This window comes from Thiorhodococcus minor (genome assembly GCF_010820565.1).
Taxonomy (GTDB): Bacteria; Pseudomonadota; Gammaproteobacteria; order Chromatiales; family Chromatiaceae; genus Thiorhodococcus; species Thiorhodococcus minor.
This window is the reverse complement of the sequence record NZ_JAAIJQ010000024.1, coordinates 24,156-49,405: the sequence shown is the minus strand read 5'-3', so window position 1 is coordinate 49,405 and position 25,250 is coordinate 24,156. Positions and strand designations below refer to the sequence as shown.

Here is a 25,250-nt window from a genome sequence, read left to right as displayed (position 1 = left end):
ACTCACAGCGATTCGACGCGATATTCCGCGCCGATGTGGGCGGCTTGGCCCGGTGGAATCTCGATGACCTCGGAGGCGGTGTTGACCGTTTCGACGCAGATGAAACGCCGATAGTCCTCATCGCCCAGGTCCTCCATCTCGCGGCAGACCTCGACCCAGGGATTCCAGACCACGCAGGTCCGGCTATGGCGGGTGTCGATCCGAAGGCGGCGTCCCAGCACCGGGTCCTCGATCGCAAGCCGGGCGGGAGCCTTCTCGTAGATGCGATTGACCTCGGCACCCACGCGGATCGCGCCGTCTTGGACGATAGGAGCGTCGCCCGCGCCTCTCGCCTTGTCAATGTAGCGGCAGCCCTCCAGGCCCAGGACGCGAATCCGACGCGCATCGCCCACGTTGAAATAGGTATGCAGCCCCTGGGTGATGCGCAGCGGATCCTGGCCCCTGTTGCAAGTCGTCAGGCTGACAGACAAGGTCGAGCCAACCAGAATCTCGACCCCAAGCTCGAACGCGCAGGGACAGAGCGCGCGCGTCGCATCGTCATCAGCGACCCTCAGCCGAATCCGCGTCGCGCCGTCCTCAAGCTCGGCGCAGGCGGACAGCCTCCAGGGAAGACAGCGGATGAAGCCATGGATCAGCCTCCCCTGCCCCGCCGGATCCGGGCCGAACCAGGGCCAGCAGATCGGAATGCCCCCCTTGTTCTCCTTGCCCGGGGTGAAATGCGCGCGCCCGCTGACGAAGAGCAGGTCATCAGCCGCGCCCTTCGGGCGGTAATGCAGAACCTGCCCGCCATAGGGCGTGATCGTCGCCGTCGCAAAGGCGTTCTCGATCTCGATCATCGTGAAACCGCCTCGCCCCTTCGTGAAGCGCAGACGATCGGCGATGCCGAGCTCGGCGTTTAGGGCGTCGATTTCCACGGTGGCTCCCGACATGAATGGTGGGCACCCGATCAGTGACATAAATCGACAGACTCCATTGGAGGCCATTGACTTGCCGAATCGCACGACTTCAGCCAATCAAGCGCGTCAGCTGAAGATCGTTGCGCACGAGGATGCACCATCTCGCAACAGCCGATAACTCAGCGTCAGGTTGCGTCATCTCTCTCAGTTGCAGGCAGATTTCTTTGAGCCTTCCCTTCGCCGACGGATCGTCGCCCCCCGCCACGCTGGTGTTGACATCTTTGAACTTGTCGATCAGACAATTGACGCTCTGCCAAATTTTGCGCCGCTCTTCAGGCAACGGAGGATGCTCGTTTAGCTTGAGCCGCTTCACCGTTTCCTCGACGCGAGCCTTCTGCCACGGCGATGCGCCGGGAACCGGAATGACTTTGCCTTCTTCGTCGAACGCCAATAGGGCAACGTCGCTGTATTCGATGGGGTCAATTAGGTAGGCAAACTCTGAAGCTTCACGCCGACAATTGTACGTCGAGCAAAGCGATCCCTCTTTCAGCGGAAACCAACCGCCCTTCTTGCGGTTGCCGACATTGCCGCACAGCCGGAAGTTCATGTGATCGAAGGCCAGCCACCAGTAGCCATCGCGGACGGTGGAATCGAGCGCCTTAGCCTCCTTCTTAGGGCGAAAATGCTCCACGTCGTAGTGCGAATACAGCTCCCTCACCTCAGAGAACCAGCATTTCCCGGCGGACAGCGCTTGCAGCCAAGGCTTGAGCTGGCTCCAATGGTCACGACGCGCGTCGATCAGCGCATTGCGCTCGCTCTTCCTACCTGCCGCGTCCAATTCAGCCAACTCATCGACCAAGCGCTTGGACTCCGCTTTCCACGCCTCCCAGCGTGCTCGCGTCCAGGGCTCCCAGCCTGGAATGTCCGTGTCCGTGGGCAAGCGGCCTTCCAGATCGATCCAGATCAAGGCGCGTCCTCCTCCCGCAGGATCTCGTCGATGATCTGATCCGCGATGGCGTCTCGCTCGGCCTGCTGCTCCGGTGTCAGGGCTGGGCGGCGGAGGCGGCGATGCTGCACCATCTTGCGCACGAAGAGGGCGTAATCCGGATCTCGGAAATCCGAGGTCGCAAAGCCGAGATCCGCCAGCTCGGCGCTCAGGCGGCTCAGCTCCTGGTCTTCCTCGGCTGTGCGCGGCGCCTTCACGAACAGCTCGTTGCGGCGCAACAGACGCCGCTCGGTCTCCAAGTCCAGCGTGGATGAGAGACCGAACAAGTCGCTCTTGAGCAAGCCGGTCACGCCCATGCCCTGCGGGTGCTCGTCCGGGACATCCACCACGACCCGCTCGCCGTCGCGACGGAGGATATGTACCTGCTCGCGGCGGAGTCCGCCGATCAGCATGGGGTCATGGGTAGTGACCAGGATCTGCGACTCGCCTTGAGCCACCGACCCCTCGCGCGGGCTGATCACGCCCTCGATGTCGTCGAAGTAGCGCAGCTTCCAGATCGGGTTCAGGTGGGTATCCGGCTCGTCGAGCAGGAAGAGGCATTCATCTCCCCGTGTGATGCGCATCAGGCCCAGCACGGTCAGCATCTGCAGCTCGCCTTCCGAGAGCTGGGTGAAGCTCACCTTGCCGCCATGGTCGTCGCGCTTCTTGACGGTGATGCGCACCTCCTCGATCAGGTCGCCGATGTAGGCGCCTTCGGCGTAGCGAAAGAAGCTGTCGGTGCCGCCGACCAGCTCGCCGAGCTGCTTGAGCTTGGCGTGGCTGGGCACGAAGAGGTAGAGCTGCTTCTGCCGTTCAGTGCGCCCACGGAAGTCGATCTGCTTGGTGGCTTCCTGCTCGATGGGCGCCCAGGCCACCTGCCACAGCTTGTCGAGGAACTCGCTCACCACATTGCCGCGCGCATACCAGAAGCGCGGGTCGCCCGCGTTCAGCTCGTTCTCTTCGAACTTGCCGGTGCGGCGTTTCTCGCGCAGCCGGTGCGGCTCTTTGAGGACGAACAGCGCGGATTCCAGCGACTCGATGTGCAGGTTCCTCAGCACCTTCTGAAACACCGGGTCATCCGAGAGCAGACAGGCCAGCAACACCAGCTGGCTGTGGCCGCCCCGGCAGTAGAAGAGACGGCGCAGGCGGTCGTCGCCGGCCTGCTTCAGTCGCGCCTCGCGTCGGCGTTTGGCCTCTTCCAGCGCGCGGATGTCCGACTCGCTGGCGGTGAAGCGCTCCAGCAGCTGTTCGGGTAGCACCTCATCGGCGGTGATCTCCTGGCGCTGGTTGAAGCGGCGCTGATGCTCCTGGAACAGGGCCTCGATGCGCTCGTTGCGGCCGGAGTAGTAGGCAAAGATGTGGGAAGGCAACAGCTCGCGATTCTTCAGCAAGTAGCCTTGCGACTCGGGCTTGCCATCCACCCAGACGAAGGGGCGCTTCTGCTTGGCGGTGTCGGCCTGGATGCGCACCCTGCGGCCTCGGATCTCGTACTCCAGGGTGTAGTCCAGCGGCTGCTTGTCGTGCGTTTCCGCGGGCAGGTCGAGATCGAGGTTGCGGAAGATGGTGATCAACGCCTCGATGAGGTTGGACTTGCCGGTGCCGTTCTGACCGATCAGGGCATGGCTGCGGATGGCCTTAGGCGCTGCGTCGGTTGCCGCACCCGGCATCGGCGCAAGCTCGGTCGCGAAGTCGATCACCACGCCGCGCAGGTTGCGGAAGTGCGGGATGGCCAGGTGCCGCAGCTGCATGCTCAGTCCCCTGCGGTTTCGACGGGCTTCTCGCGCACCTCGGCCCCCGCAGGCTCGGCAATCCAGCCGTGCGCCACCTCGGTCTTGAGCTGGGCGTAGAAGGCGTCGATCTCGCCGCCGAAACGCTGCCACAGGTCGCGGGCCGACATCTCGCCGTTATGGCGGGCCAGTAGGGTGGCGAGCGGGGCATGGGCTTTCACGTCGGGCGGTGTGCCCAAGCGCACCGGGGCGATCAGCTCGGTTTGCGGGGCTTTCACGGGGGCCTCCTGTTCTTGATCGGTGGTGATGCCGGTGAGGGCGGCAACAGCGGCCGTTGACAGCAGCTCAGCCCATCTCTTCGATCGACTTAATTCATCTCTCAGGCTAGCCACAACGGACGACAAAGCACCGGCAACGCTCAAGATCTGGCGTTGCTCACTAATAGATGGCAATGGTATCGGATACGCCGCCAGTGCTTTGCCGGTCAAATGCTTAATCGTTGCGCCGGTATAGTAGCGGGCCAGCCTGCCAGAGAAGAAGTCATGCTCAAGGCAGAGCAGCAGGTACTCCGGAAGAAGATCTGGCCCGCACCGAAATCTATGCAGCGCTTTCTGAATCAAGAATTCTTCATCACGATCCCAGATTGCTGCTCTTCCCGGCTCACCACCTTCACAGATTACCAAGTCACCGCGCTTAATCGTAACGCGACTGAGTTCGTGCTCTTCTACTCGCATCCGCAAGACATCAGTCAGGTCAAAATGATGCCAACGAACATTAATGTTTCTGAGGTATGGTCGCAGTTCACCTTTGTTCTTCGAGGCATCAAGCATCTTTCCAAGGCGTGCTTCTCCCAACCATGCACATCGAGTCCAGATCCAATGCTTTGGAATCGACCAATCCTCTTCTGGCGATCGCACAGCTGCCGGTGTGCTGGTTTTTCGCGCGAGATCCGCGGAGATTGCCAGACTCGGGTTTCCCAAAGTCAGAAGACCTTTAAGAGCTAATTGTTTGATGCACTGTTCTAGGTCGCGCGTATCCTCCGGCTCAGTGAACAAGTGCCCGAAGTTGGCTTGCAGGCGTTGCCAGCCGTCTTGCAGCTCGCGCGGACTTTCGGCGCTGGCGAGGGCTTGCAGGGTGGACTGGCGCAGGGCGTTCTGCAGTTTGCGGCGGTCTTTCTGCTGCGCCTCCAACTTGTCGCACAAGGCCATCAGCTCATCGACTTTGGCGACGATGCGGCATTGCTCATTCAGGGGAGGAATGGGTATCAACGCATCTAGCAACACACGTTGATTTAAATTTGTCATCGTGCTCCCAACCGATTCGCCGAGAAGACGACGTCGGAAACCTGATTCACGAAAAACCAGGCCCAGGTACTGCCGATTGCATTCAGGCGATAGTTTAGCGAAGAAACTGCCCGTACCGCAGAGCCATCCTTGCTGTTCTTCCTCCACAACGGCATAGCGACCAACTTCTCCCCGGCGAGCGAAGAGAAGATCGCCCTTACTCAATGCGTATGCGACTAAACGTTGTGCGTCTTGTTGGCTGACGGACACCGCGGGGTCATGAACAATCTTGCCGCTCACCATATGTGATGGGTTTATGAGAGGTACGCCACCAACTACGTAGTCTTCTCGATGAATCATTGAGCCGAACGGGCCCGTGCACAATTCAAGAAAGTAGTCTTCACAGCGAGCCCACCGCCAGGAGCGAGGAAGCTGATGTGGCTGATCTGTCTGTACAGTTGGCCTGCTCAGGGTTGCTTGCTTGTTCTTACCAGTCGGATTTTTCAGGTCCTGGATGCGTTCGAGCAGGAACTGAGCGGGCTCCTCAAGCTCATCTTGACTTGCCAACCGGCTCTGAACGGCTAAGGACAGCACCAGCTCCCGCAACCGCGCCACGCCCCCAGGCGCATTGGCGATATACCCAAACTCAGCCAAGAACTGCTGTGCATCCATCACCCCTCCTCCCCGCCACGGTTCTCCAGTCGGGCGCGCGACAGCGCAATGGCCTCATGCAGCTTCGCCTGCAGCACTTCCTTGGGCGGCAGCAGGGTGAGGTATTCGGCGACGTGGATGCCGCTGGCATCCAGCTCCAGCAGCTCGATCTGCTCATGCTTCTTGCCGCCGCAGAGGATGATGCCGAGCGGCGGGGCCTCGTCCGGCTCTTGGTCGTACTTGGCGAGCCAGCGCAGGTAGGGCTCCATCTGACCTTTGTACTCGGCCTTGAAGTCGCCGAGCTTGAGGTCGATGGCCACCAGGCGCTTGAGGCGTCGGTTGTAGAAGAGCAGGTCGATGTAGAAGTCGTCTTGGTCGATCTGAATGCGTTTTTGGCGCGCGACGAAGCTGAAGCCGGCGCCCAGCTCCAGCAGAAAGCCTTCCAGCTCGCGCAGGATGGCGTCTTCCAGGTCCTTCTCCAGGTAGCGGTCGTTCAGGCCCAGGAAGTCCAGCACATAGGGGTCTTTGAGCAACAGGGCGGGTGTCATGTCGCCGGTCTGGCGCAAGTCGGCCAATTCTTGGGTGAGCAGTGCCTCGGGCTGCTTGGAGAGTGCGGTGCGCTCGAAGAGCTGGGTGTCTTTGCGCTCGCGCAGGCGGCGAACGCTCCAGCGCTCCTGCGCGCACATCTGGGCGTAGAAGTCGCGGGCCAGGGGATCGGGCAGGTAAATCAGCTCGAGGAAATGGCTCCAGGCCAATTGTCTCGACAGTGTCGAGACAATCTGCGGGTCGGGGAAGGCTTCCGCGAAGCGCAGCATGTGGCGCAGGTTCTTCTCGGAGAAGCCGCGGCCATAGTCGGCCGCCAATTGTCTCGACAGTGCCGAGACGATCTGCTCGCCGTAGCCGGCCCGCGCCTCCTGAAGGACGTCGGCGCGAATACGCTGGCCGATGTTCCAGTACAGCATAGTGAGGGCGCTGTTGACGGCGCCGGCCAATTGCTGGCGGCTCTGCTCGATCAACTGACGGATGTCGCCGAGCAGTAGGCCGGGTATCTGAGCGAGCGGCGGTTGGGGCAGAGGCCGGCTCATTGCTCGGCCTCTGCGGCTGTGTCCTCTGCCGTGAAGTGGTGCGCCAGCGCGGCGGCCAGCTCGCTTTTGAGGCGGTTCTCGGTTTCCTCGATCTGGCCGAGCAGGGTCTTGTACTTGGCCAGCAGCACGTCGGGGTCGTGGCTTTCCGCTTCCGGCGCGTTGGGGTTCTTGAGGTCCAGGTTGTAGATGGGCCAGTAGAGGCGATCGCCGGTGGCCTGGGCGTCGCGGGCTTGCAGGCGCAGCCCCTCGGCCTGGGTGCGCAGGGTCTCGATCTCGTCGTCCACCGGCTGGCGCTGTCCGGCGTCGCTCACGCCCTTGATGGAGTCGCGCAGGTCGCGGATGCGGTTTTCCAGCGCGCTGGCCTCGTTGCCCAGCTGCTCGGCGCGGTCCCAATGCGGCTGGGCGGCGGACTCGGCCTGCTCGCGCTTGGTCTTGAAATCGACTTTCCAAGCGAATTCTGTCTCGACGCGGTCGGCGAAGTCGTTGGTCTCGCTTCCCCACCAGTCTTGCTCGGCCTTGAACTCCTCGAAGCGGATGGGCTTGGTCTTGCTGTAGCTCTTGTAGCCCGGCGGATAGGGGTGCTCGTAGAACCAGATGGTGTCGGTGTGGAAGCGTTCGTTGCCGTCGGCCACCACCGCGCCCTTGGTGAAGAACAGCAGGTTGGTCTTGATCGTGGTGAGGGCGCGAAGACGCCCTTCGGCAGCCGCACGATGGTGTGCAGCTTGCACTGGCGCAGCAGCAGTCTCTTCAATGTGGCCTTGATGCCATCGCCAAAGAGGAAGCCATCGGGCAGGACCACGGCGGCGCGGCCGTTCTCCTTGAGCAGCTTCTTGACGATGAGGGCCATGAACATATCGGCCGTCTCGCGGGTGCGCAGATCGGCCGGGTAGTCGCTGCCGACGCCGTCGTCCTCATAGCCGCCGAAGGGTGGATTGGTGATGACGCAGTCCACCTTGTCGTGCAGGCTCCAATCGTTCCAGGCGATGCCCAAGGTGTTGCGGTGCTCGATCTGGCTGGGCACGTCGATGCCGTGCAGGAGCATGTTGGTGGTGCACAGGAGGTGCGGCAGCTGCTTCTTTTCGATGCCGCGGATCAGCGTTTCGATGGCGCGTCTGTCGTCTGGGCGGGGAGACTTCATCCGCTCCAACTCGTTGCGAAAGTGATCGATGACGGCGGTCAAGAAGCCGCCAGTACCGCAGGCCGGGTCCATGACCTTTTCGCGCTTGGCCAAGCTGGGGCTCACGCGATCGGCCATGAATTGAGTGATGGCGCGCGGCGTGTAGAACTCCCCCGCATTGCCGGCGCCGCGTAGGTCGCTGAGCAGTTGCTCGTAGACGTCGCCCAGGTTGGCGCGGGTCTTGAAGTCGTGGAAGTCGATGGCGTCTTCCAGCTTTTCGATCACGGCCAGCAGCTGGGTGCCGGACTTCATGTAGTTGTTGGCGTCCTCGAAGACGCTGCGGATGACCTTGTGCCTGAGGCTGGCATTGGCGTTCAAACCCTTGAGCGTTGGGAACAGGTCGTTATTGACGAAGCCGATGATATCGCTCGCCGCGGTCTGCGGTGCCTTCTTGCCATCGGCGCCGGGCAGGTAAGCGGCCCAATTGCGCCAGCGCAGGCGCTCGGGCAGTGGCGACTTGTACTTGGGGTTGTCGTCTTCCCACTCTTCCTCGCGCTGGTCGAAGACTTTGAGGAAGAGCATCCAGGTGAGCTGGCCGATGCGCTGGGCGTCGCCATCGACGCCGTCGTCCTTGCGCATGATGTCCTGGATGGATTTGATGGTGCTGCTGAGGTTCATGGTGCCTTCAGTGTCGTATCGGTAGCGGTCAAGATGGGCATCGCTACGCTCTACCCATCCTACAAGCTGTGCGATCCCGAAGAGCGGGTAGGATGGGCAGAGCGAGAGCGATGCCCATCATAACCATCACTCACCACCATCCCCCGCGATATCGAACGTATCGATCGCACATCCCCAATCCGGCGTGTAGACACCCAGCTCGACGAAACGATGAAAGCTCGAATGCGGCCAATCGGCCACGCGCTTTGTCAAGCCATGCTTGACTGGGTTGAAATGGAGATAATGGAAATGGCCGGCAAAATCGGCTTCATCGCGTATGCAGTGCTCCCAGAAACGCCGTTGCCAGAGTCCCTTTTCCCGTTTGCTCGACAGGGACGGACGCGTCGTCCCTCGCTCGGCCGAACGGTGTGAGAAGCGGTACTTGATCAACCGCCAGCGCTCCGAAAAATCCGCGTCGTCTAGCGGCAGTGTCCAGATCGCGTGCAGATGGTCGGGCAGAATGACCACTGCATCGAAACGGAACGGTCGCCGCCTCATCGCATATCGGAAAGCCTCACGCAGGCGACCGACCGCATCGTCCGAGGCCAGCAGCGGTTGGCGGCTTTCGCTGACTAGCGTGAAGAAATAGGTCGCGCCAGGGATGTAGAGGCGTCGGTAGTCCGTCATCTGTGTTGAGCGACAAAGATGGGCATCGCTCTCGCTCGGCCCATCCTACTCGGGATTAGGCTGATTGCTGTTCTGGGTCGGCGTCGTAGAGGGCGCGCTCGAGCGCCTGAACGGCTTGGGTGTATTGCGCCGCGCCGCCGAAGAGCCCACGGCGGATCTGGGTCTTGCTGCCGAGCCGGTCGAACGGGGGGAGCTCCAGCACCTTGGGGTCCTCCAGATCCTGCACGCCGTGATCGGCAAACTTGTCGAGCAGTGCTTCGAGCACGGCGCGGGCCTGCTCACCGTATTGGCCGAAGACATCGCGCTTCTTGACGTTGTTGGCGCGCTCGCGCCGGGTGAGCGGCTCTTGGTCGAAGGCGACGTGGGCGACCAGGTCGAAGGCATCGAGCTCCGCGCCGTTGGGCACGGCCTGCTGGAGGATGTCGAGCGGCACGCCCTGCTTGATCAGTTCTTCCAGCACGGCTTGCTTGCGCTCGGCGCTGTTCCAGCGCCGCAGGAACTCGGTGAGGCTGCCAAATTCGGCTTGCAGGGCCTTCTTGATGTCGTCCTTGAGTAGAACGCGGTAGTCCTCGGTGATGAGCTTGCCGTCGGCGTCGAGGTACTGGGACCGCTCGACGGCGACGCGCACGTTCACGTCGTCGATCACGTATTTGAGGCGGCCTTCGCCGCCACCCCCTCCGTCTGTCTCATCGTCGCCTGGCGAGCCGGGGTCATAGGGCGGCGGCTCGGGCTCGCCGATGTCGGGCGGATTGGGGTCTTCCGGCGGCACCACGGGGTCGTCGGGCTTGGGCTCGTAGATCACCACCGGCTCGCCGTCGAAGTCGGGATCGGCGAACAGGCGAGTAGCCCCTTTGAAATCCATGATGGTGAAGTAGAGCTTCTGGTAGTCCTCGCGCAGGCGGGTGCCGCGGCCGATGATCTGCTTAAACTCAGTCATGGAATTGATGTTCTGGTCCAGCACGATGAGCTTGCAGGTCTTGGCGTCCACTCCAGTGGTGAGCAGCTTGGAGGTGGTGGCGATGACTGGATAGGCCTCGTCGTTGTCGATGAAGTAGGAGAGCTGGGCCTTGCCTTCGGTGTCGTCGCCGGTGATGCGCATCACGTAGCGGCGGTTGCTGGCCGCGGCCGGGATGATCTTCACCAGCTCCTGGCGCATGCGCTCGGCATGGTCCTGGTCGTCGCAGAAGACGATGGTCTTGGCCATGGGGTCGGTGGCCTTGAGGTATTCCCAGACTTTTCCGGCCACCAGGCGGGTACGCCTTTCCAGGACCAGGTTGCGGTCGAAGTCCTTGGTGTTGTACTGGCGCTGCTCGACGGCCTGCCCGAGCTTGTCGAGCTTGCCCTTCTCGGGCGTGTAGCCCAGGGCGTCGACGTCGGTGGCGATGCGGATGACCTTGTAGGGGGCGAGGAAGCCGTCTTCGATGCCCTGCTTGAGCGAGTAGGTGTAGACCGGGTCGCCGAAGTAGCTGATGTTGCTCACCTCCTTGGTTTCCTTGGGCGTGGCGGTCAGGCCCAGGTGTGTGGCGCTACTGAAGTAGTCGAGCACGTCGCGCCAGGCGGAATCATCGGCGGCGCTGCCGCGGTGGCATTCGTCGATCACCACCAGGTCGAAGAAGTCCGCCGGAAACTGGCGGTAGATCTGCTTCCACTCCTCCCGACCTGTCACGGCTTGATAGAGCGCCAGATAGATCTCGTAATTCTTCTTGACCTCGCGGTTGGCGACCTTGTGCATGACCTCGCCAAAGGGGGCGAAGTCCTGCTGCATGGTCTGATCGACGAGGATGTTGCGGTCGGCCAGGAAGAGGATGCGCTTCTTGGCCTTGGCCCTCCACAAGCGCCAGATGATCTGGAAGGCGGTGTAGGTCTTGCCGGTGCCGGTGGCCATGACCAGCAGCACGCGCTGCTGACCCTTGGCGACGGCTTCGATGGCGCGGTTGACAGCGACGCGCTGGTAGTAGCGCGGCTCCTTGCCGCTGCCATCACTGTGGAACGGCTGCTCGATCAACCTGAGTGCATGCGGCTCCGTCCAGCCTTTCCATTCTTGATAGAGCGACCATAGCTCGTCCGGAGAGGGGAAGGCATCTAGGGGAATCTCGCGCTCAGCCGGCTGGGTCAGGCCGGTGCGGTCGTGTAGCAGAAAGGCCTGACCATTGGTGCTGATCGCGAAGGGAGCATCGAGAAGGTCCGCATAGAGCAACGCCTGTTGCATACCCTGGCCAACGGCAAATCCAGCATGTTTGGCTTCGATGACCGCGATCGGGAGGTCGGGCCGCGCATAGAGAACATAGTCGGCTCGCTTCGGCCCACCTTTAGCGTCAGGATTTTTTATCCGCGCCGCCAGCTTGCCCCGCACCATCACGCGCCCGTCAGTGAGACGAACCTCTTCGCGGAACTGAGCCTGCTGCCAGCCAGCACGTTGAATCGCTGGCGTGATGTACTTGGTGCAAATGTCGCGCTCGCTGAGCGAGAAAATATCCATGCCGAGCCTGACCCTGCTCTCGTGATCCTAACCCGCTAGTTTAAGCGTGGATCCGCCCGAAGGGCTCAGCATGTGACCAAATTCTCTGTGCGGCAGAGGCGAAGGGTGAAGTGAAACGATCGCGCACGAAAAAGCCCCGCCGAAGCGGGGCTCTTTCAGACAGGTGCGAAACCTGGGCTTACATCATGCCCATGCCGCCCATGTCGCCCATGCCGCCCATGCCGCCGCCTGGCATCGGAGCCTCGTCCTTCGGCTCGTCGGCGACCATGGCCTCGGTGGTGATCATGAGACCGGCCACGGAAGCGGCGTTCTGCAGCGCGGAGCGGGTGACCTTGGTCGGGTCCAGGATACCCATGTCGACCATGTCGCCATAGTCGCCATTGGCGGCGTTATAGCCGTAGTTGCCGGAGCCCTCGACGACCTTGTGCAGGATGACGGAAGGCTCTTCGCCGGCGTTGGCGACGATCTGACGCAGCGGCTCTTCCATCGCGCGGCGGGCGATGCTGATACCGACGTCCTGATCATGGTTGGAGCCGGTGAGACCCTTGACGGCGCTCTGAGCACGAACCAGCGCAACACCGCCACCTGGGACGATGCCTTCCTCGACCGCCGCACGAGTGGCGTGCAGGGCGTCTTCGACACGCGCCTTCTTCTCCTTCATTTCCATCTCGGTGGCGGCGCCAACCTTGATGACCGCAACACCGCCGGCCAGCTTGGCCAGACGCTCCTGAAGCTTCTCCTTGTCGTAGTCGGAGCTGGTCTCCTCGACCTGGGCGCGGATCTGCTCGCAACGGGCCTTGATGTCCTGCTCGGAGCCGGCGCCGTCGATGAGGGTGGTTTCGTCCTTGCCGACCTGGACCTTCTTGGCGGTACCCAGATCGTTGAGGGTGGCCTTCTCCAGCGACAGACCGACTTCCTCGGAGATGACGGTGGCGCCGGTCAGGATGGCGATATCCTGCAGCATGGCCTTGCGCCGGTCGCCGAAGCCAGGCGCCTTGACGGCGCAGACCTTGACGATGCCGCGGATGGTGTTGACGACCAGGGTCGCCAGGGCCTCGCCTTCGACGTCCTCGGCGATGATCAGCAGCGGACGGCTGGCCTTGGCGACACCTTCGAGCACGGGGAGGAGATCGCGGATGTTGGAGATCTTCTTGTCGTGCAGCAGGATGTAGGGATTCTCCAGCTCGGCGCTCTGGCTCTGCTGGTTGTTGATGAAGTAGGGCGAGAGGTAGCCGCGATCGAACTGCATGCCCTCGACGACGTCCAGCTCGTTCTGCAGGGAGGTGCCGTCCTCGACGGTGATGACGCCTTCCTTGCCGACCTTCTCCATCGCCTCGGCGATGATGTTGCCGATGGACTCGTCGGAGTTGGCGGAGATGGTGCCGACCTGGGCGATGGCCTTGCTCTCGGTGCAGGGCTTGGACAGGTTGCGCAGCTCGCCGGTCGCGGCCTCGACGGCCTTGTCCATGCCGCGCTTCAGGTCCATGGGGTTCATGCCGGCGGCGACCGCCTTCAAACCCTCGCGGACCATGGCCTGAGCCAGCACGGTCGCCGTGGTGGTGCCATCGCCAGCGACGTCGGAGGTGTGCGAAGCCACTTCCTTGACCATCTGGGCGCCCATGTTCTCGAACTTGTCGCTCAGCTCGATCTCCTTCGCAACGGAGACGCCGTCCTTGGTGACGGTCGGTGCGCCGAAGGACTTCTCCAGAACGACGTTGCGGCCCTTGGGACCCAGGGTGACCTTCACGGCGTTGGCGAGGACGTTGACGCCCTCCATCATACGGGCACGGGCGTCACCGCCGAACTTTACGTCTTTTGCGCTCATTCTCTAGATTCCTCGGATTTCGATTCTGTGTCTTGAATTGTCTGCGTGGTGCGGTCAGCGTCGGGCTCGGAGGACGATCAGCCCTCGACGACACCCATGATGTCGTCTTCGCGCATCACCAGGAAATCGTCGCCGTCGAGCTTGACCTCGGTGCCGGAGTACTTGCCGAAGAGGACGCGATCGCCGACCTTGACGTCCAGCGGACGGCTCTCGCCGTTGTCCAGGAGCTTGCCGTTGCCGACGGCGATGATCTCGCCCTGGATTGGCTTCTCGGTCGCAGAATCAGGAATCACGATGCCACCGGCGGTCGTGCGCTCCTCTTCCATGCGACGGACGACGACGCGATCATGCAAAGGACGGATGTTCATTCAGTTGCTCCTCGATAGGTTGAGAAGTGGTTGTCGAGTGCCCGCAAAGCGGGAAGATGCCCGGCTGTTAGCACTCACCGGAAACGAGTGCTAATGGTAGGGCGAAATCCTCGGCTGTCAAGAGCCGACGACTGTGGTTTTGCCTGTCCCAGGTCCAACCGCTTGCCGGTGCGATGGCCCATGCCGCAAAGCCAGCCTGGACAAAGCCCGCAGCCAATCCCAAAACCGTCGCAGCCGACCGCTCGCAAGCCGCAATGCAGCGCCGGGCTCGAGTCAGGCACGCCTGAGCATCGCCTCGCAAACCATACAAATATATGCTATATAACCTCCATCACACTCACCTGCGTCGCCTTGGAGGCATTGCAGCTTGGGCCGAACACCAACAGGCCAGACCCGAGACCGGATCTTCATGTATATGCGTGAGCGACTCTTGGCCGGCCGGCCGCCAACGGTCCGGGAGGTTCAGGAGGCCTTTGGATTCCGCTCCGTACAGAGCGCGCGCGAGCATCTAGAGGCATTGGTCGCCGAGGGTCGACTCGACAAGGATCCCGGCAAGTCGCGCGGCTATCGACTCAACGCGGGATCAGGGGAAGCGCGGCGCGAGCCCGGCGGAGGATCGGCCGCGATGCCCCCCCGCCTGATCCCCCTGCTCGGTCGTGTCTCGGCCGGTGCCTTCTCCCTAGCGGTCGAGGATCTCGAAGGCTATCTCCCGATCGCCCCGGATCGAGCCGGCGCCGAGGACACAGTGTTCGGTCTACGCGTTCGCGGCGAGAGCATGCGCGACGCCGGCATCCTGCCTGGCGACATCGTTATCGTGCGTCGCCAGCCGAAAGCCGACGACGGCGCCATCGTCGTCGCCCTGGTCGGCGAGGAGGCAACGGTCAAGCGCCTGCGCCTGCGCGGAGAAAGGGTCGAGCTGCACCCGGAGAACCCGGACTACCAGGTGATGACGCCAGACCCCAAGCAGCTGGAGATCGTCGGGCGCGTCATTGAGGTACGACGGTATTTGGATTAACCGAAGAGCGGCCAGGCACAAGCCCCTTGGACCCACACCACAGGAGCACAGGGTCCAGAAGCCCAATCCGCTGAAATCCCTTATTAAATTCCTTTGCGACCTTCGCGCCTTTGCGGTTCGACCATTCCTCTGAAACCACGCCCATGCTTACCCAAGGCTCGACAGCCATCGCCGCCGCCGACATTCGCCAGGGCCTCAAACGGGCTGAAACGCCCATTGTCTGGGGCCTGGATACCTTCATCGGCCGCTTCAGCGAGATCTCGGGCAACGAGGCAACGGCCGCCTTGACCCTGGCCGTCGGCCTGATCGGCGAAGCCCAGCAGCGCGGTGAGCCGGTCGCCTGGATGACGCAGCGCCAGAGCAGTTTCTATCCGCCCGACGTCGCCGCAACCGGCGTCGACCTCGGCGCACTGCCGGTCATCTGGACAGCAAGCCCCCTGGACGCCGCGCGCGCCGCCGACCTCCTGCTGCGCTCGGGCGCCTTTGGCCTGGTCGTCATGGATCTGGGCAAGCGCCATGAGCTACCGCTCGCGGCGCAGAACCGGCTCGCCGCGCTCGCCAAGAAGCACGACACCGCCCTGCTCTGCCTGACCTCCAAGGAAGCCCATCAGCCATCGATCGGCTCGCTCGTGTCGCTGCGCGCGCAGGCGGCCCGCACCGACCGTAGTCAACAGCACTTCCGCTGCGAGGCCCACATCATCAAGGACAAGCGCCTGGGACCTGGCTGGAGCCATCGCGGGCTCTATCATGGACCGAACGGCCTCTGTTGAGCTTCCGGCCTTCCCGCTCCAGCTCCTGCTCAAGCAGCATCCAGACTGGCGCGGACACCCCGCCGCCGTCGTCGATCGCGACACGCCCGGCGGCGTCCTGCTCTGGGTCAACGAGGCGGCACGCTCCGCACGCATCCGCACTGGTATGCGCTTCGCGACCGCCCTATCGCTGAATGGAGACCTACGTGCCGCGGAGGTGCCAGAAGCACGCATCGACCAAGCCGTGGCGGCCATCGCCAAGCGGCTACGCCGCCACACGCCCCATGTCGAGCCGGCCAAGCGCGAGCCGGGCGTCTTTTGGCTCGATGCCTCCGGACTCGAGGGTCTTTACCCATCGCTCATGCACTGGGCATCGGGCGTGGAGGCCGATCTCGGCGCGCAGCGCCTTCAGGCGACGATCGTCGTCGGCTTTCGGCGTTTCGCCGCCTATGCGCTCGCCAAATCCAGCCGTGGTGTACATATCCTGTCCGATCCGGACGAGGAGCAAGGCGCCTTACAGCGCGTCCGACTCGATCGACTAGCAATCGAGCCCAGAGCCCGGGACGCGCTCGCCAAGCTCGGCGTGCTGACCATCGGCCAGTTATTGAAGCTCTCTCCGGAAGGCATGCGGCGACGCTACGGGGCCGCCGTCTTCGAGCTGCACCGCCTCGCCTCGGGCGACCTCGGCGTTCCGTTGCAGCCGGAGCGCCCGCGCGAGCCAGTCATGGCAAGCATTGCCTTGGACCATGTGGAGACAGATGCCGAGCGCCTGATGCACCTGATCGAGCGCCTGCTGACGCCCTTGCTGGATGCGCTCTCCGGGCGCAGCCAGGTCCTCGACGAGCTTCGGCTACTCTTCCGTTTCGAGCGCCTAGGCCTGCACAAGGAGTACATCCGCCCCGCAGCGCCGACGCTCGACGCACCTCAGCTCCTAGAGCTGATCGCACTGAGATTGGCAGGGACACAGCTGCCGGATGGTGTCGAAGAAGTGTGCCTGCTCGCCCATGCCATCACGCCGGAGCAGCAGCAGCTCGAGCTGCTTGCCGAGCGTCCGCAACGTGACCTCGACGCCGCCAATCGCTCCCTGGCACGCGTGCGTGCCATGCTTGGGGATCAGGCCTTGACACGCGCCCGGCTGAGCGCCGGCCACCTCCCCGAAAACGGCTTCGACTGGGAGCCCTTTCCCCAGCTCGAGCCTGCGCGGCCCATGCCGATCGCGCACCGCCGTCTGATCCGTCGCTTCTACCGGCAGCCCATCCCGCTTCCGCCACGTCCTCGCCAAGAGCCGGACGGCTGGATGCTGCATGGTTTGGAGCAAGGACCGGTCGTGCGCGTCTCCGGCCCCTATGTCGTCGCCGGCGGCTGGTGGATACGCCAGGTGCATCGCGAATATCACTTCGCCGAAACGCAAAAGGGCGAGCTGCTGTGGGTTTTCTACGATCGGGTGCGACGGCGCTGGCTCATACACGGGAGAGTCGAGTAGAGACGCGGCCGGCATCGAGCGGCCGCGCATTCGGCGCGCCGAGCGGCGCGCCAGCCCCCGCTAGATCTTCGTCGGGCGATAGAAGAGGTGGCGGCCGATCCGCGTGGTGCGGTGATACACCCTCGACCACGAGGGCTTGGTGTAGTTGGCGTGATAGTAAAGCGCGCCGCGTGTCGGATCCGGCACGGCATCATCCAGCACGTTTCGTGCGATTTCCATGGCCTGTCGCCAAGCACGCTTCTCCGTCGGGAGATCCGAGCGACCATCGCACCACCAGGAGAACTGGCAGCGATTACGCTTGATGCCGCCCTGCTTCACCACCTCGCAGATGGACCCGGGAAACGCCCGCGACGCGACACGATTCAAGGTCACGCGAGCCACGGCGACCTGGCCGGATTTCGGCTCGGATCGTGCCTCGTGATAGATATTGAGCGCCAGACAGCGCAAATCCTGCTCGTTGAACGCGGGGGCCGCTTCGGGCGCTGCATCAACCTGCTCGACGAGATTGGATACCTGTGCCTTGGCAACGGCCGCCGACTTACCAGGATCGAGCTGTGCCAGCCCCAATTGCGCCGGCTCAAATTGCCCCGACCCCAATAGCCTAGGGAAAATCATGATGGACAATGCCACCAGAGAAAATACTCGCATGCTCGGAATTCTCGAGTGCTACACACAATATGAAGATTGCGAATATCCTAACCCAATCAACCGCACTAGGGAAATCCCTAATGCGTATTTATGCGCAATCGAGCACAGAATGAGAATGCTAGACCTTGGCGGCGAGTGAGTCCTGGCGCGCCTTTAAGTACAGACACTCAATCCACCGGCCGAAACAGTCGCATGGAAAAGCCCTTAGGCTCACCATATCCGTAGCCGCACGGAAGAGACACGACGACCGGAAGGCCGAAATAATAGAGGCGGGATTTACCGGTCAACATCGCGACAGATACCAGGGCACGATAGGTACCAGGGGACGATGGGATGAAGCGCGGGTTCGAGGCACTGATTACAGAAGATCAGATGGCAAAGATCGAGCGCGCACACGAGAGCTGGGAGCCGGTCAGGCAGGCGGCCCAGGCAATGCTCCAGCATGACTCTGAACATTTCGCGGAGCTCCTGCGGACCGACGAGGGCAGTGCGACCGCCCTCGAGCTGGCGCAGCAGCTCGAGGCGTATCTCGAGTGGCGCAATAGTCAAACGGAGGCGTTACAAGCGGTCTCGACGCGGCTTTGGCTGGCCATCAGGCGCCGTATCGAGCAAGCCCGATGGCAAGACTGACCAAGCCGCGAGCACGGAGACATCGGAGATCTGCCCGGCACCCACTTGTCTCCCCCGGCAGCTAGCTCACGGCAGGAGGCACCACCATGCGACGCGTCATCGATGGCGAGTACTTTGATACCGACGCCTCGACCTGGATCGCCCAAAACATCGCCGGCGAGGCCCTATACCGCTCCAGACGCGGACATCTCTTTCTTGCCGACGCCACCTCGATCCGGTTGATTGCCCCTTCCCAAGCCATCAGCTGGGCGAAGAACCATGGCGTCAGCCTCATGAGCATCGCGCGCGAGCTTGCCGAGAGCACCCCCGACAGCATGCCGCAAAGCCGATCGCATTAAGGCTACCGCACCGTCACCTTCCACACGCAAAACCGGCCTGCTGTCCGCCCTGAGCGACACTGCACGCCCCGGCCATCGCAAGCCCCGCCGTATCAGCCAGCCAAGAGGATCCAGATACAAGAGGACGGATCTCAGCCCCGCCAAGGAGCGCGCGCGACCAACCGACCTGGGCCGACCAAGGAAAAGGTGCCGAAACTTCCATCTCGGCAATAGATCTCTTAGCCTTCGGGCGCGAATCCTCATGACGACGCCCTGGCCAGCAAGAGGTACCCGTCCTTGTTATCCGTTTTTTCCGTCTTCGCCGGTGCCGGCTTCGGCGCGATCCTTCGCTGGGTGCTCGGCAGCCGACTCAACCCGGTCTTTCCCACCCTGCCTCTCGGCACCCTCGCCGCGAACCTGCTCGGTGGACTGCTCATCGGCTTCGCATTCGCCTGGCTCGGACGCCATCCGGGCCTGCCGCCGGAGCTGCGGCTCTTCCTGATCACCGGATTCCTCGGCGGACTCACGACCTTCTCGACTTTCTCCGCGGAGGTCGTCAATCTTCTCGGCCGCGGTGAGCTGCTTTGGGGCTTGGGGGCGATCCTCGTCCACCTCCTTGGCTCTCTCGGCATGACCGCAATCGGCATTTGGCTCGCCCACGCCATCTTGGCGCGCGGTTAGCTCGATCGTCTCAGCACGCCAGATGAGGACCACCATCATGCAAGGCTGTTTCCTCAAGTTTTATGTCGCGGAGAATCGCCGACACAAGCACAGGCTCGTCTATGAGTGGCTACTGGAAGAGGCTAAAGCGCTCGGGCTTTCGGGCGGCTCCGCTTTTCGGGCATTGGCCGGCTTCGGGCGTCACGGCCGACTGCACGAAGAGCACTTCTTCGAGCTTGCCGGCGATCTGCCCGTCGAGGTCGGCTTCGTCGTCACGGACGAAGAGGCCGATCGCTTGATCGACCACATCCGCACACAGGGGCTCAGTCTCTTCTACGTGCGAGTGCCTGTGCATTACGGGCTCACGAATCCCGTTGCCTGACCTCGATACGGCACGTCATGCGTCGCCCAGTCAAAGGCCAGGATGAACGTCGGATGCTCGATGTTTTCGCCTGAGTGACCAAACCGAAGCCATCCCCGGCAGCGCTTGGATCCGATCAGGTAGACTGGCAAGCCGCTCACCGATCGGTTTCCCCATTGGTCGGCCCTCTCAGCAGAACGCAAACGGCTTCCGATCGACGCCAATCGGCCGACGCGAGACTCTGACAAGGACCAGACAGCCCGCATGGCATGGCTCTACCTCATCATCGCCGGCATCTTCGAGTGGGGCTGGCCAGTCGGGTTGAAACTGGGACTCACCGAGTCCGGAATACGTTGGGGATGGATCGGCTTCTCGGCGCTCTGCATCGCCGGCAGCGGCGGACTTCTCCTGATCGCGCAGAAGAGCATCCCGATGGGGACAGCCTATGCGGTCTGGACGGGCATCGGAGCAGTGGGCGCCTTCGTGCTTGGACTCCTGCTCTTCGATGAGCCCGCAACACTAGGCCGGTTCTTCTTCGTCGGCTTGATCATCGTCGGCATCGTCGGCCTGAAGCTCGTCTCGCCCTCTTGAGACCGCGACAGCGGTCTCGGCATCGCGCCAGCCTTCCCCCGGACAACCGCCGCCTCCAATCGGCGCAGTCAGCTTCCAGCTACCAGCCGCCGGCGAAGGAAAATCATGCAGTGGTCGGATGCTCTGGCCGGCCAGCCGCTCACCCCTTGGCTGACTCGGAGAAGACCTGAAAGCAGCCCAAACAAAGCTTTGGGTGATTTCCTGAAATGATCCTACCCAGAACAGCGCCTCCAGTAGTCAGATGGGCAAAGCCCCTGGCACGCCGGCGCGCATTGGGAAGACGTTTGTGGGGCGTGCCCACCCAGGTCGCTCAGGCGCCTGGACGATGGGCACGCTGCGCTTTGCCCATCCTACGGGGAATCTGTTTCCCGGAAATCACCTTGAGCCGGCTGCTGGTGGCTGACAGCTCTTTCTAGGCTGACAGCTCCCAGCCTAAGGCGATCCTCGCCTCACCATCCCTACCCATCGAGCAGAGCCCCTCCGGGATCACTCGGCGGGTCAGCGCCCTACATCGGCCCAAGCTCTGTCTTTCTTTGCCTCCTCCGAGCCCTTGCGACTCCAGGTGGCGGTATCCAGGTTGAATATTACGAATTGTTCCTTCGTAATCTAACCTTATCGGCAGCACGGCCATTTACAGCCAGGATGCAATGAGATATAAATGCGATTGATTCGTATTTATAATCCAATTTCAGAAATGCAGACTTTCGAGCCCCTCGGCAAGGCATCTGCCTTCGGCGCCTGATCGGCTGAGCAGCCCAGCGCTCGACGTCCATGCCGGCGAGATCGTCCTCGATTCGTCCAGCCCCCTATCCAGTCTCGATCCAAGGAGTCAGCCCAACATGAGAATGGCCATGCTTCGCGCCGCGATTGCGGTTTCCCTGACCAGTCCATCGATCCTGTACGCCGCGAACGATCTCGAGTCTCGCGTCGCTCGGCTGGAAAGGAGCAACCAGGCGCTTCAAGCCAGGGTCAGGCAGCAAGATGCCCAGATCGCAGAGCAACAGGCCGCTCTCGAAGGCACCCCGACGCGCCTGAAGCGACTGGAGAAGGACATCGAGGAGAAGCGGGCCGAGCCGGCCGCCGGAGTCGCCGAGTCCTGGCTCGACAGGATCGAGATCGCCGGTCTCATCGAGGTCGAGACGAGCTACGTCTCGCCCTACGAGGGGGGCAGCGAAAGCGACATCACCCTAGCCACCGCAGAGCTGGGCATCGCCGCCCAAATCAACGATTGGGGGGATGCCGCCATCTCGTTCCTCTACGAAGAAGACGCAACCGACCTCGAGGTCGACATCGCGTCCATCACCGTCTCCAATCCCGAGGCCACCCCCATCTTCTTCGCCGCCGGCCAGCTCTATGTCCCTTTCGGCAGCTACGAGACCAACCTCGTCTCCGACCCTCTAACGCTCGAGATCGGTGAAACCCGCGAGACGGCCCTACAGCTCGGCTTCGTCTCCGGCGGCTTCTCCGGCAGCGCCTATGTCTTCAACGGCGACAGAAAGATCGACGGCGAGAATCAGATCGGCACCTGGGGCGCAACCCTGGGCTATGCACGGGAGAGCGACGCGGGCGCATTCGCGCTCGGTGCCGGCTACATCAGCGACCTCGGCGATTCGGATACCCTGCAGGAGGTCACCAACGAGAACCGCACGGAGACCTTGGCGACGGCCCAAGAAGAAGGCCAGGACCTGAGCGGATATAGCCTGGACCCTAGCGAGCGCATCGGCGGCTGGACCCTCAACGCGGCCGCCGAGCTCGGCCGTTTCAACCTGATCGGCGAGTATCTCGCCGCGACCGACAGCTTCGACATGGACAGCCTGGCCTACGAGGACGCAGGCGCCAAAACGGCCGCCTGGAACATCGAGGCCGGCATTCGATTCGACGTCATGGGGCGCGACTCCGTCGCCGCGGTCGCCTACCAGGGGACGCGGGAAGCGGTCGCACTCGAGCTGCCGCAGGAGCGCTGGCTGGTCGGCTGGTCGGCCGAGGTCTACCGGCAGACCTCCCTCTCACTCGAATGGGCCTACGACCGGGATTACGATCGCTCGGAAGGCGGAACTGGGGAGACGGGCAGCACATTCACCGCCCAGCTCGCCGTCGAATTCTGACGCGCGCGCCCAAGCGGCACAGCTCCGATCTCGCGCCGACCAGCCGCCAGGCCGGTCGGCTTTGCACAGGATAAGGCCCCGATCGGCCCCGCCCTCCCCGCCCCGCCCTCTCGCTCATGCTCCAAGTCCCCTTCGGCTCGCCCGCCTGATTGTCCGAGGCCGCAGATCGGACCCGCCGGCGCCAGTCCTCGCCCCTCCCCATGCCGCCCGGCCAGCCCAGATTCCGACCCTGTAAGCCACACGCAACAGGTTGACAAGGACGCTGCCGCCCGACGAGCCCGGGTCGGCGCTTGCACCTCGCACCCGCGCACCGCCCAAAACCCACCTGGCGACTCGGATTTCGACCGCACCGCGGCTTTCAGATGCCGCAATGCACGCGGCGGAGCCGCGGCGGCGCCAGCTGGCACGCTTCTTCCTATTGACGCACCGAGACATCAAGGGGCGCCAAGCTGTGAAAATACTGATCGCAAACAAATTTTTCTTTCGCAACGGCGGCTCCGAGGCGGTCATGCTCGATGAGCGCCACTTCCTCCAGAGCCTCGGCGTGGAAGTCATCGACTTCGCCATGCGGGACGCGCGCAATCTCCCAAGCGCCTACAGCGAAGACTTCGTGGACAACCAATCCTACGAGGCAGCACGCGGAGCCCGGGACAAGCTCACAGCGGCCCTGAAGCTGGTGCATTCCCCAGAGGCGGTGCGCAGGCTCGGACGCTTGATCGACCGCACCCAGCCAGACCTGGTTCACTGCCACAACATCTATCACCAGCTGACGCCGTCGATCATTGGCGCGGCAAAGCGCCGCGGTATCCCTGTCGTCCTGACGCTGCATGACTACAAGCCAGTGTGCCCGGTCTACACACGCCTGCAAGGCGGCGAGGTCTGCTCCGCCTGTGTCGAGGGCAGTCCCTGGAATGTCCTCAGGAACCGCTGCGCGGACGGCTCGCTCGGCAAGAGCGCCCTGCTCCTGGCAGAAGCCTGGACTCAGCGTCTGCTCGGCTCCTACGAGAAGCTCGACAAGCTCATCGCGCCGAGCGCCTTCATGCGCGATTCGGTCACCCAGCGACGCTTCTCGGGAGCACGCGTCGAGGTCATCTACAACGGTGTGGACTGCGACGCCATCGCGCAGTCCGAGCAAGACGACGGCTATGCGCTCTATCTCGGACGCCTGTCTTCGGAGAAGGGCGTCGAGACCCTGCTGTCGGCTCACGACCGGATCGCCGACAGTGTGGAGCTTCGGATCGCGGGCACGGGCCCCCTCGAGAAGGCACTGCACGGCGCCTACCCCAAGGCCAAGTATCTCGGCTACCTCGCCGGTGCGGCCCTGGAGGACAGCATTCGACGGGCATCCGTTATCGTCGTTCCGTCCGAATGGCTCGAGAACTGTCCCATGTCGATCCTCGAGGCCATGGCCTTCGGCAAGCCGGTCATCGCCAGCGAGATCGGCGGCATCCCGGAGCTGGTGGCCAATGGCGAGACCGGGCTGCTCTTCCCGGCCAAAGACGAGGCCGCCCTGCGCGAGCACCTGCTCACCCTCATGCGCAATCCCGACCTGCGCAGCCGATACGGCGCCGCGGCGCGTCGGCGTACCGAAGCGCGCTTTTCGCTGAAACAGCACAACCAGGCGCTCTTGAAACTCTACCGCGACGTCCTCGAAGGCGCGGTCCCAGCCAGTCAGACACCCTCGCCCACCCACATCTCGGCTCCACAGGAGTAGAACCATGGATCTGACGATCATCTCCACATTCCGCTGCAACTCGCGCTGCCAGATGTGCTACATCTGGAAGAATCCGACCGAGCCCAAGGACGAGATCTCGTTGGAGACAGTGTCGAAGCTGCCCAACGGTTTCGACAACCTCAATTTCTCGGGCGGTGAGCCCACGCTGCGCAAAGACCTCTCGGAGCTCGTCGACGAGCTCTACCCGAAGGCCAGGATCCTGGAGATCAGCTCCAACGGTCTCAACCCGGAGCGCCTCGTCCCCATCATCAAGCGCTACCCGGACATCAAGGTCCGTTTCAGCATGGAGGGCGACGAGGCGACCAGCAACGCCATCCGCGGCGAGAAGGACGGCTTCCAAACCAAGCTGAACGGCATCCGCATGCTCAAGGAGGCGGGCGGTACGGATCTCGGCTTCGCCATGGTGATCCAGGACGAAAACGCCGAGCAGCTGGTCAAGGTCTACGACCTCGCGCGCCGCGAAGGCGTCGAGCTGGCAACCTCGACGCTCCACAACGCCTGGCAGTTCTATAAGAACGACAACTACTTCTACAACCGCCGCAAGGTGGCCAAGGAGGTCGAGTCGCTCATCACGGAGATGCTCAAGACCGGCAAGGTCAAGAACTGGTTCCGCGCCTACCTCAACCTCGGCCTGATCGAGAAGATCCTCGGGCACGACCGGCTCATCCCCTGCTCCGCCGCCCGCGATTTCGCCTTCATCGATCCCTGGTCCGACGTCTGGGCCTGCAACGTCAGGTCCGACCTGCCGCTCGGCAATCTCGCCCGGCAGGAGTGGGACGAGATCATGAATGGCGAGCAGGCCGCCGCGGCCCGCAAGAAGGTCGATGCCTGTACGCAGAATTGCTGGATGGTGACGACCGCACGCACGGCGATGCGCTCGCGCCTGATCCCGCAGCTGCCGAAGCTGGGCCCCATGAGCTGGGTCGCGCTGAACAAGCTGCGTGTCACCCTGGGCCGGAAGGTCGACTTCGGCGCCTACGTCGATTACGGACACGTCAAGGACAGCCCACTGGTGCCGCGCACCTCCTTCCTCGGACGCAAGGTGAAGTCCGAGATCAAGGTTCAGCGCGATCTCGCCACGCCCGCCGAGCATTACCCGCTCGCGGAGTTCGTCAACCAATAGCCTTCGTCCCGGGTGCCGCGCCGCGACGGCCGGCGCCTCGCCCCGAGGCAGGTGCGCGAGACCAGTCGCATGC

General features: G+C 63.0%; 22 protein-coding genes and 1 pseudogene. 11 read left to right on the top strand and 12 right to left on the bottom strand.

Features of this window, described 5'->3' with window-relative positions:
* Positions 1 to 2: 2 nt before the first annotated feature.
* From G3446_RS10070 to groES, 11 genes and pseudogenes are all read right to left on the bottom strand, one after another.
* Positions 3 to 929 (bottom strand): D-hexose-6-phosphate mutarotase, encoded by a 927-nt coding sequence (locus G3446_RS10070; RefSeq protein WP_209262338.1) that lies wholly within the window; start codon positions 927 to 929, stop codon positions 3 to 5.
* Between the two features lie 76 nt (positions 930 to 1,005).
* Positions 1,006 to 1,863 (bottom strand): HNH endonuclease family protein, encoded by an 858-nt coding sequence (locus G3446_RS10065; RefSeq protein ID WP_164452704.1) that lies wholly within the window; start codon positions 1,861 to 1,863, stop codon positions 1,006 to 1,008.
* A complete protein-coding gene (locus G3446_RS10060) occupies positions 1,860 to 3,629 on the bottom strand; it encodes an AAA family ATPase (protein WP_164452703.1) in 1,770 nt (589 codons plus the stop codon). The genes G3446_RS10065 and G3446_RS10060 overlap by 4 nt, the downstream gene beginning before the upstream one ends.
* Positions 3,630 to 3,631: 2 nt before the next feature.
* The gene (locus G3446_RS10055; RefSeq protein WP_164452702.1) at positions 3,632 to 5,563 is read right to left on the bottom strand and encodes a restriction endonuclease subunit S; all 1,932 of its coding nucleotides are present in this window, start codon (positions 5,561 to 5,563) and stop codon (positions 3,632 to 3,634) included.
* Complete coding sequence (locus tag G3446_RS10050) at positions 5,563 to 6,627, bottom strand: PDDEXK nuclease domain-containing protein (RefSeq protein ID WP_164452701.1); 1,065 nt, start codon at positions 6,625 to 6,627, stop codon at positions 5,563 to 5,565. Before G3446_RS10050 ends, G3446_RS10055 begins: the two co-directional genes overlap by 1 nt.
* The gene (locus G3446_RS28680; protein ID WP_342450086.1) at positions 6,624 to 7,355 is read right to left on the bottom strand and encodes an N-6 DNA methylase; all 732 of its coding nucleotides are present in this window, start codon (positions 7,353 to 7,355) and stop codon (positions 6,624 to 6,626) included. The genes G3446_RS10050 and G3446_RS28680 overlap by 4 nt, the downstream gene beginning before the upstream one ends.
* Before the next feature lie 11 nt (positions 7,356 to 7,366).
* A pseudogene (locus G3446_RS28675) lies at positions 7,367 to 8,383 on the bottom strand (class I SAM-dependent DNA methyltransferase); the annotation flags it as partial.
* Positions 8,384 to 8,548: 165 nt separating this feature from the next.
* Positions 8,549 to 9,088, bottom strand: coding sequence for an REP-associated tyrosine transposase (locus G3446_RS10040; RefSeq protein WP_164452700.1), 540 nt, complete (start codon positions 9,086 to 9,088; stop codon positions 8,549 to 8,551).
* A gap of 55 nt (positions 9,089 to 9,143) precedes the next feature.
* Positions 9,144 to 11,567, bottom strand: coding sequence for an EcoAI/FtnUII family type I restriction enzme subunit R (gene hsdR, locus G3446_RS10035; RefSeq protein ID WP_164452699.1), 2,424 nt, complete (start codon positions 11,565 to 11,567; stop codon positions 9,144 to 9,146).
* A gap of 178 nt (positions 11,568 to 11,745) precedes the next feature.
* Positions 11,746 to 13,392 (bottom strand): chaperonin GroEL, encoded by a 1,647-nt coding sequence (gene groL, locus G3446_RS10030; protein ID WP_164452698.1) that lies wholly within the window; start codon positions 13,390 to 13,392, stop codon positions 11,746 to 11,748.
* Between the two features lie 77 nt (positions 13,393 to 13,469).
* Positions 13,470 to 13,760, bottom strand: coding sequence for a co-chaperone GroES (groES, locus tag G3446_RS10025; protein WP_164452697.1), 291 nt, complete (start codon positions 13,758 to 13,760; stop codon positions 13,470 to 13,472).
* Positions 13,761 to 14,169: 409 nt separating this feature from the next.
* Between groES and lexA the strand changes: the two genes are divergently transcribed.
* The 3 genes from lexA (at position 14,170) to G3446_RS10010 (ending at position 17,007) form a co-directional block, all read left to right on the top strand.
* Positions 14,170 to 14,775, top strand: coding sequence for a transcriptional repressor LexA (gene lexA / locus G3446_RS10020; protein ID WP_245232416.1), 606 nt, complete (start codon positions 14,170 to 14,172; stop codon positions 14,773 to 14,775).
* Between the two features lie 143 nt (positions 14,776 to 14,918).
* A complete protein-coding gene (locus tag G3446_RS10015; protein ID WP_164452695.1) occupies positions 14,919 to 15,545 on the top strand; it encodes a P-loop NTPase family protein in 627 nt (208 codons plus the stop codon).
* Positions 15,523 to 17,007, top strand: a complete 1,485-nt coding sequence (locus tag G3446_RS10010; protein ID WP_164452694.1) for a Y-family DNA polymerase — start codon at positions 15,523 to 15,525, stop codon at positions 17,005 to 17,007. The genes G3446_RS10015 and G3446_RS10010 overlap by 23 nt, the downstream gene beginning before the upstream one ends.
* Positions 17,008 to 17,067: 60 nt before the next feature.
* On the opposite strand, the gene G3446_RS10005 is transcribed toward G3446_RS10010, so the two are convergent.
* Positions 17,068 to 17,637, bottom strand: coding sequence for a cell wall hydrolase (locus G3446_RS10005; RefSeq protein WP_342450083.1), 570 nt, complete (start codon positions 17,635 to 17,637; stop codon positions 17,068 to 17,070).
* Between the two features lie 390 nt (positions 17,638 to 18,027).
* Between G3446_RS10005 and G3446_RS10000 the strand changes: the two genes are divergently transcribed.
* The 8 genes from G3446_RS10000 (at position 18,028) to G3446_RS09965 (ending at position 25,177) form a co-directional block, all read left to right on the top strand.
* A complete protein-coding gene (locus G3446_RS10000; RefSeq protein WP_164452692.1) occupies positions 18,028 to 18,285 on the top strand; it encodes a hypothetical protein in 258 nt (85 codons plus the stop codon).
* Between the two features lie 86 nt (positions 18,286 to 18,371).
* Positions 18,372 to 18,623 (top strand): hypothetical protein, encoded by a 252-nt coding sequence (locus G3446_RS09995; RefSeq protein ID WP_164452691.1) that lies wholly within the window; start codon positions 18,372 to 18,374, stop codon positions 18,621 to 18,623.
* A 276-nt stretch (positions 18,624 to 18,899) separates the two neighbouring features.
* Complete coding sequence (gene crcB / locus G3446_RS09990; RefSeq protein ID WP_164452690.1) at positions 18,900 to 19,283, top strand: fluoride efflux transporter CrcB; 384 nt, start codon at positions 18,900 to 18,902, stop codon at positions 19,281 to 19,283.
* A gap of 37 nt (positions 19,284 to 19,320) precedes the next feature.
* Positions 19,321 to 19,644: a DUF190 domain-containing protein gene (locus G3446_RS09985; RefSeq protein WP_164452689.1), complete on the top strand. Its 324-nt coding sequence runs from the start codon at positions 19,321 to 19,323 to the stop codon at positions 19,642 to 19,644.
* 243 nt (positions 19,645 to 19,887) lie between these two features.
* Positions 19,888 to 20,214, top strand: coding sequence for a DMT family transporter (locus tag G3446_RS09980; RefSeq protein WP_164452688.1), 327 nt, complete (start codon positions 19,888 to 19,890; stop codon positions 20,212 to 20,214).
* 839 nt (positions 20,215 to 21,053) lie between these two features.
* Positions 21,054 to 22,319 (top strand): LbtU family siderophore porin, encoded by a 1,266-nt coding sequence (locus tag G3446_RS09975; protein ID WP_164452687.1) that lies wholly within the window; start codon positions 21,054 to 21,056, stop codon positions 22,317 to 22,319.
* 370 nt (positions 22,320 to 22,689) lie between these two features.
* Positions 22,690 to 24,033: a glycosyltransferase family 4 protein gene (locus tag G3446_RS09970; RefSeq protein WP_209262337.1), complete on the top strand. Its 1,344-nt coding sequence runs from the start codon at positions 22,690 to 22,692 to the stop codon at positions 24,031 to 24,033.
* 4 nt (positions 24,034 to 24,037) lie between these two features.
* Positions 24,038 to 25,177: a radical SAM protein gene (locus tag G3446_RS09965; protein ID WP_164452686.1), complete on the top strand. Its 1,140-nt coding sequence runs from the start codon at positions 24,038 to 24,040 to the stop codon at positions 25,175 to 25,177.
* Positions 25,178 to 25,250 lie beyond the last annotated feature (73 nt).

What these genes read in the sequence shown, in the direction of transcription:
- G3446_RS10040 (WP_164452700.1), bottom strand. Translation starts at nt 9,088, where the DNA reads ATGACGGACTACCGACGCCTCTACATCCCTGGCGCGACCTATTTCTTC.
- G3446_RS10060 (WP_164452703.1), bottom strand. Translation starts at nt 3,629, where the DNA reads ATGCAGCTGCGGCACCTGGCCATCCCGCACTTCCGCAACCTGCGCGGC.
- lexA (WP_245232416.1), top strand. Translation starts at nt 14,170, where the DNA reads ATGTATATGCGTGAGCGACTCTTGGCCGGCCGGCCGCCAACGGTCCGG.
- G3446_RS09995 (WP_164452691.1), top strand. Translation starts at nt 18,372, where the DNA reads ATGCGACGCGTCATCGATGGCGAGTACTTTGATACCGACGCCTCGACC.
- G3446_RS09985 (WP_164452689.1), top strand. Translation starts at nt 19,321, where the DNA reads ATGCAAGGCTGTTTCCTCAAGTTTTATGTCGCGGAGAATCGCCGACAC.
- G3446_RS10070 (WP_209262338.1), bottom strand. Translation starts at nt 929, where the DNA reads ATGTCGGGAGCCACCGTGGAAATCGACGCCCTAAACGCCGAGCTCGGC.
- G3446_RS09965 (WP_164452686.1), top strand. Translation starts at nt 24,038, where the DNA reads ATGGATCTGACGATCATCTCCACATTCCGCTGCAACTCGCGCTGCCAG.
- G3446_RS10050 (WP_164452701.1), bottom strand. Translation starts at nt 6,627, where the DNA reads ATGAGCCGGCCTCTGCCCCAACCGCCGCTCGCTCAGATACCCGGCCTA.
- G3446_RS09980 (WP_164452688.1), top strand. Translation starts at nt 19,888, where the DNA reads ATGGCATGGCTCTACCTCATCATCGCCGGCATCTTCGAGTGGGGCTGG.
- G3446_RS10010 (WP_164452694.1), top strand. Translation starts at nt 15,523, where the DNA reads ATGGACCGAACGGCCTCTGTTGAGCTTCCGGCCTTCCCGCTCCAGCTC.
- G3446_RS09970 (WP_209262337.1), top strand. Translation starts at nt 22,690, where the DNA reads ATGCACGCGGCGGAGCCGCGGCGGCGCCAGCTGGCACGCTTCTTCCTA.
- G3446_RS09975 (WP_164452687.1), top strand. Translation starts at nt 21,054, where the DNA reads ATGAGAATGGCCATGCTTCGCGCCGCGATTGCGGTTTCCCTGACCAGT.
- groL (WP_164452698.1), bottom strand. Translation starts at nt 13,392, where the DNA reads ATGAGCGCAAAAGACGTAAAGTTCGGCGGTGACGCCCGTGCCCGTATG.
- G3446_RS10055 (WP_164452702.1), bottom strand. Translation starts at nt 5,563, where the DNA reads ATGGATGCACAGCAGTTCTTGGCTGAGTTTGGGTATATCGCCAATGCG.
- groES (WP_164452697.1), bottom strand. Translation starts at nt 13,760, where the DNA reads ATGAACATCCGTCCTTTGCATGATCGCGTCGTCGTCCGTCGCATGGAA.
- G3446_RS10015 (WP_164452695.1), top strand. Translation starts at nt 14,919, where the DNA reads ATGCTTACCCAAGGCTCGACAGCCATCGCCGCCGCCGACATTCGCCAG.
- hsdR (WP_164452699.1), bottom strand. Translation starts at nt 11,567, where the DNA reads ATGGATATTTTCTCGCTCAGCGAGCGCGACATTTGCACCAAGTACATC.
- G3446_RS10000 (WP_164452692.1), top strand. Translation starts at nt 18,028, where the DNA reads ATGGCAAAGATCGAGCGCGCACACGAGAGCTGGGAGCCGGTCAGGCAG.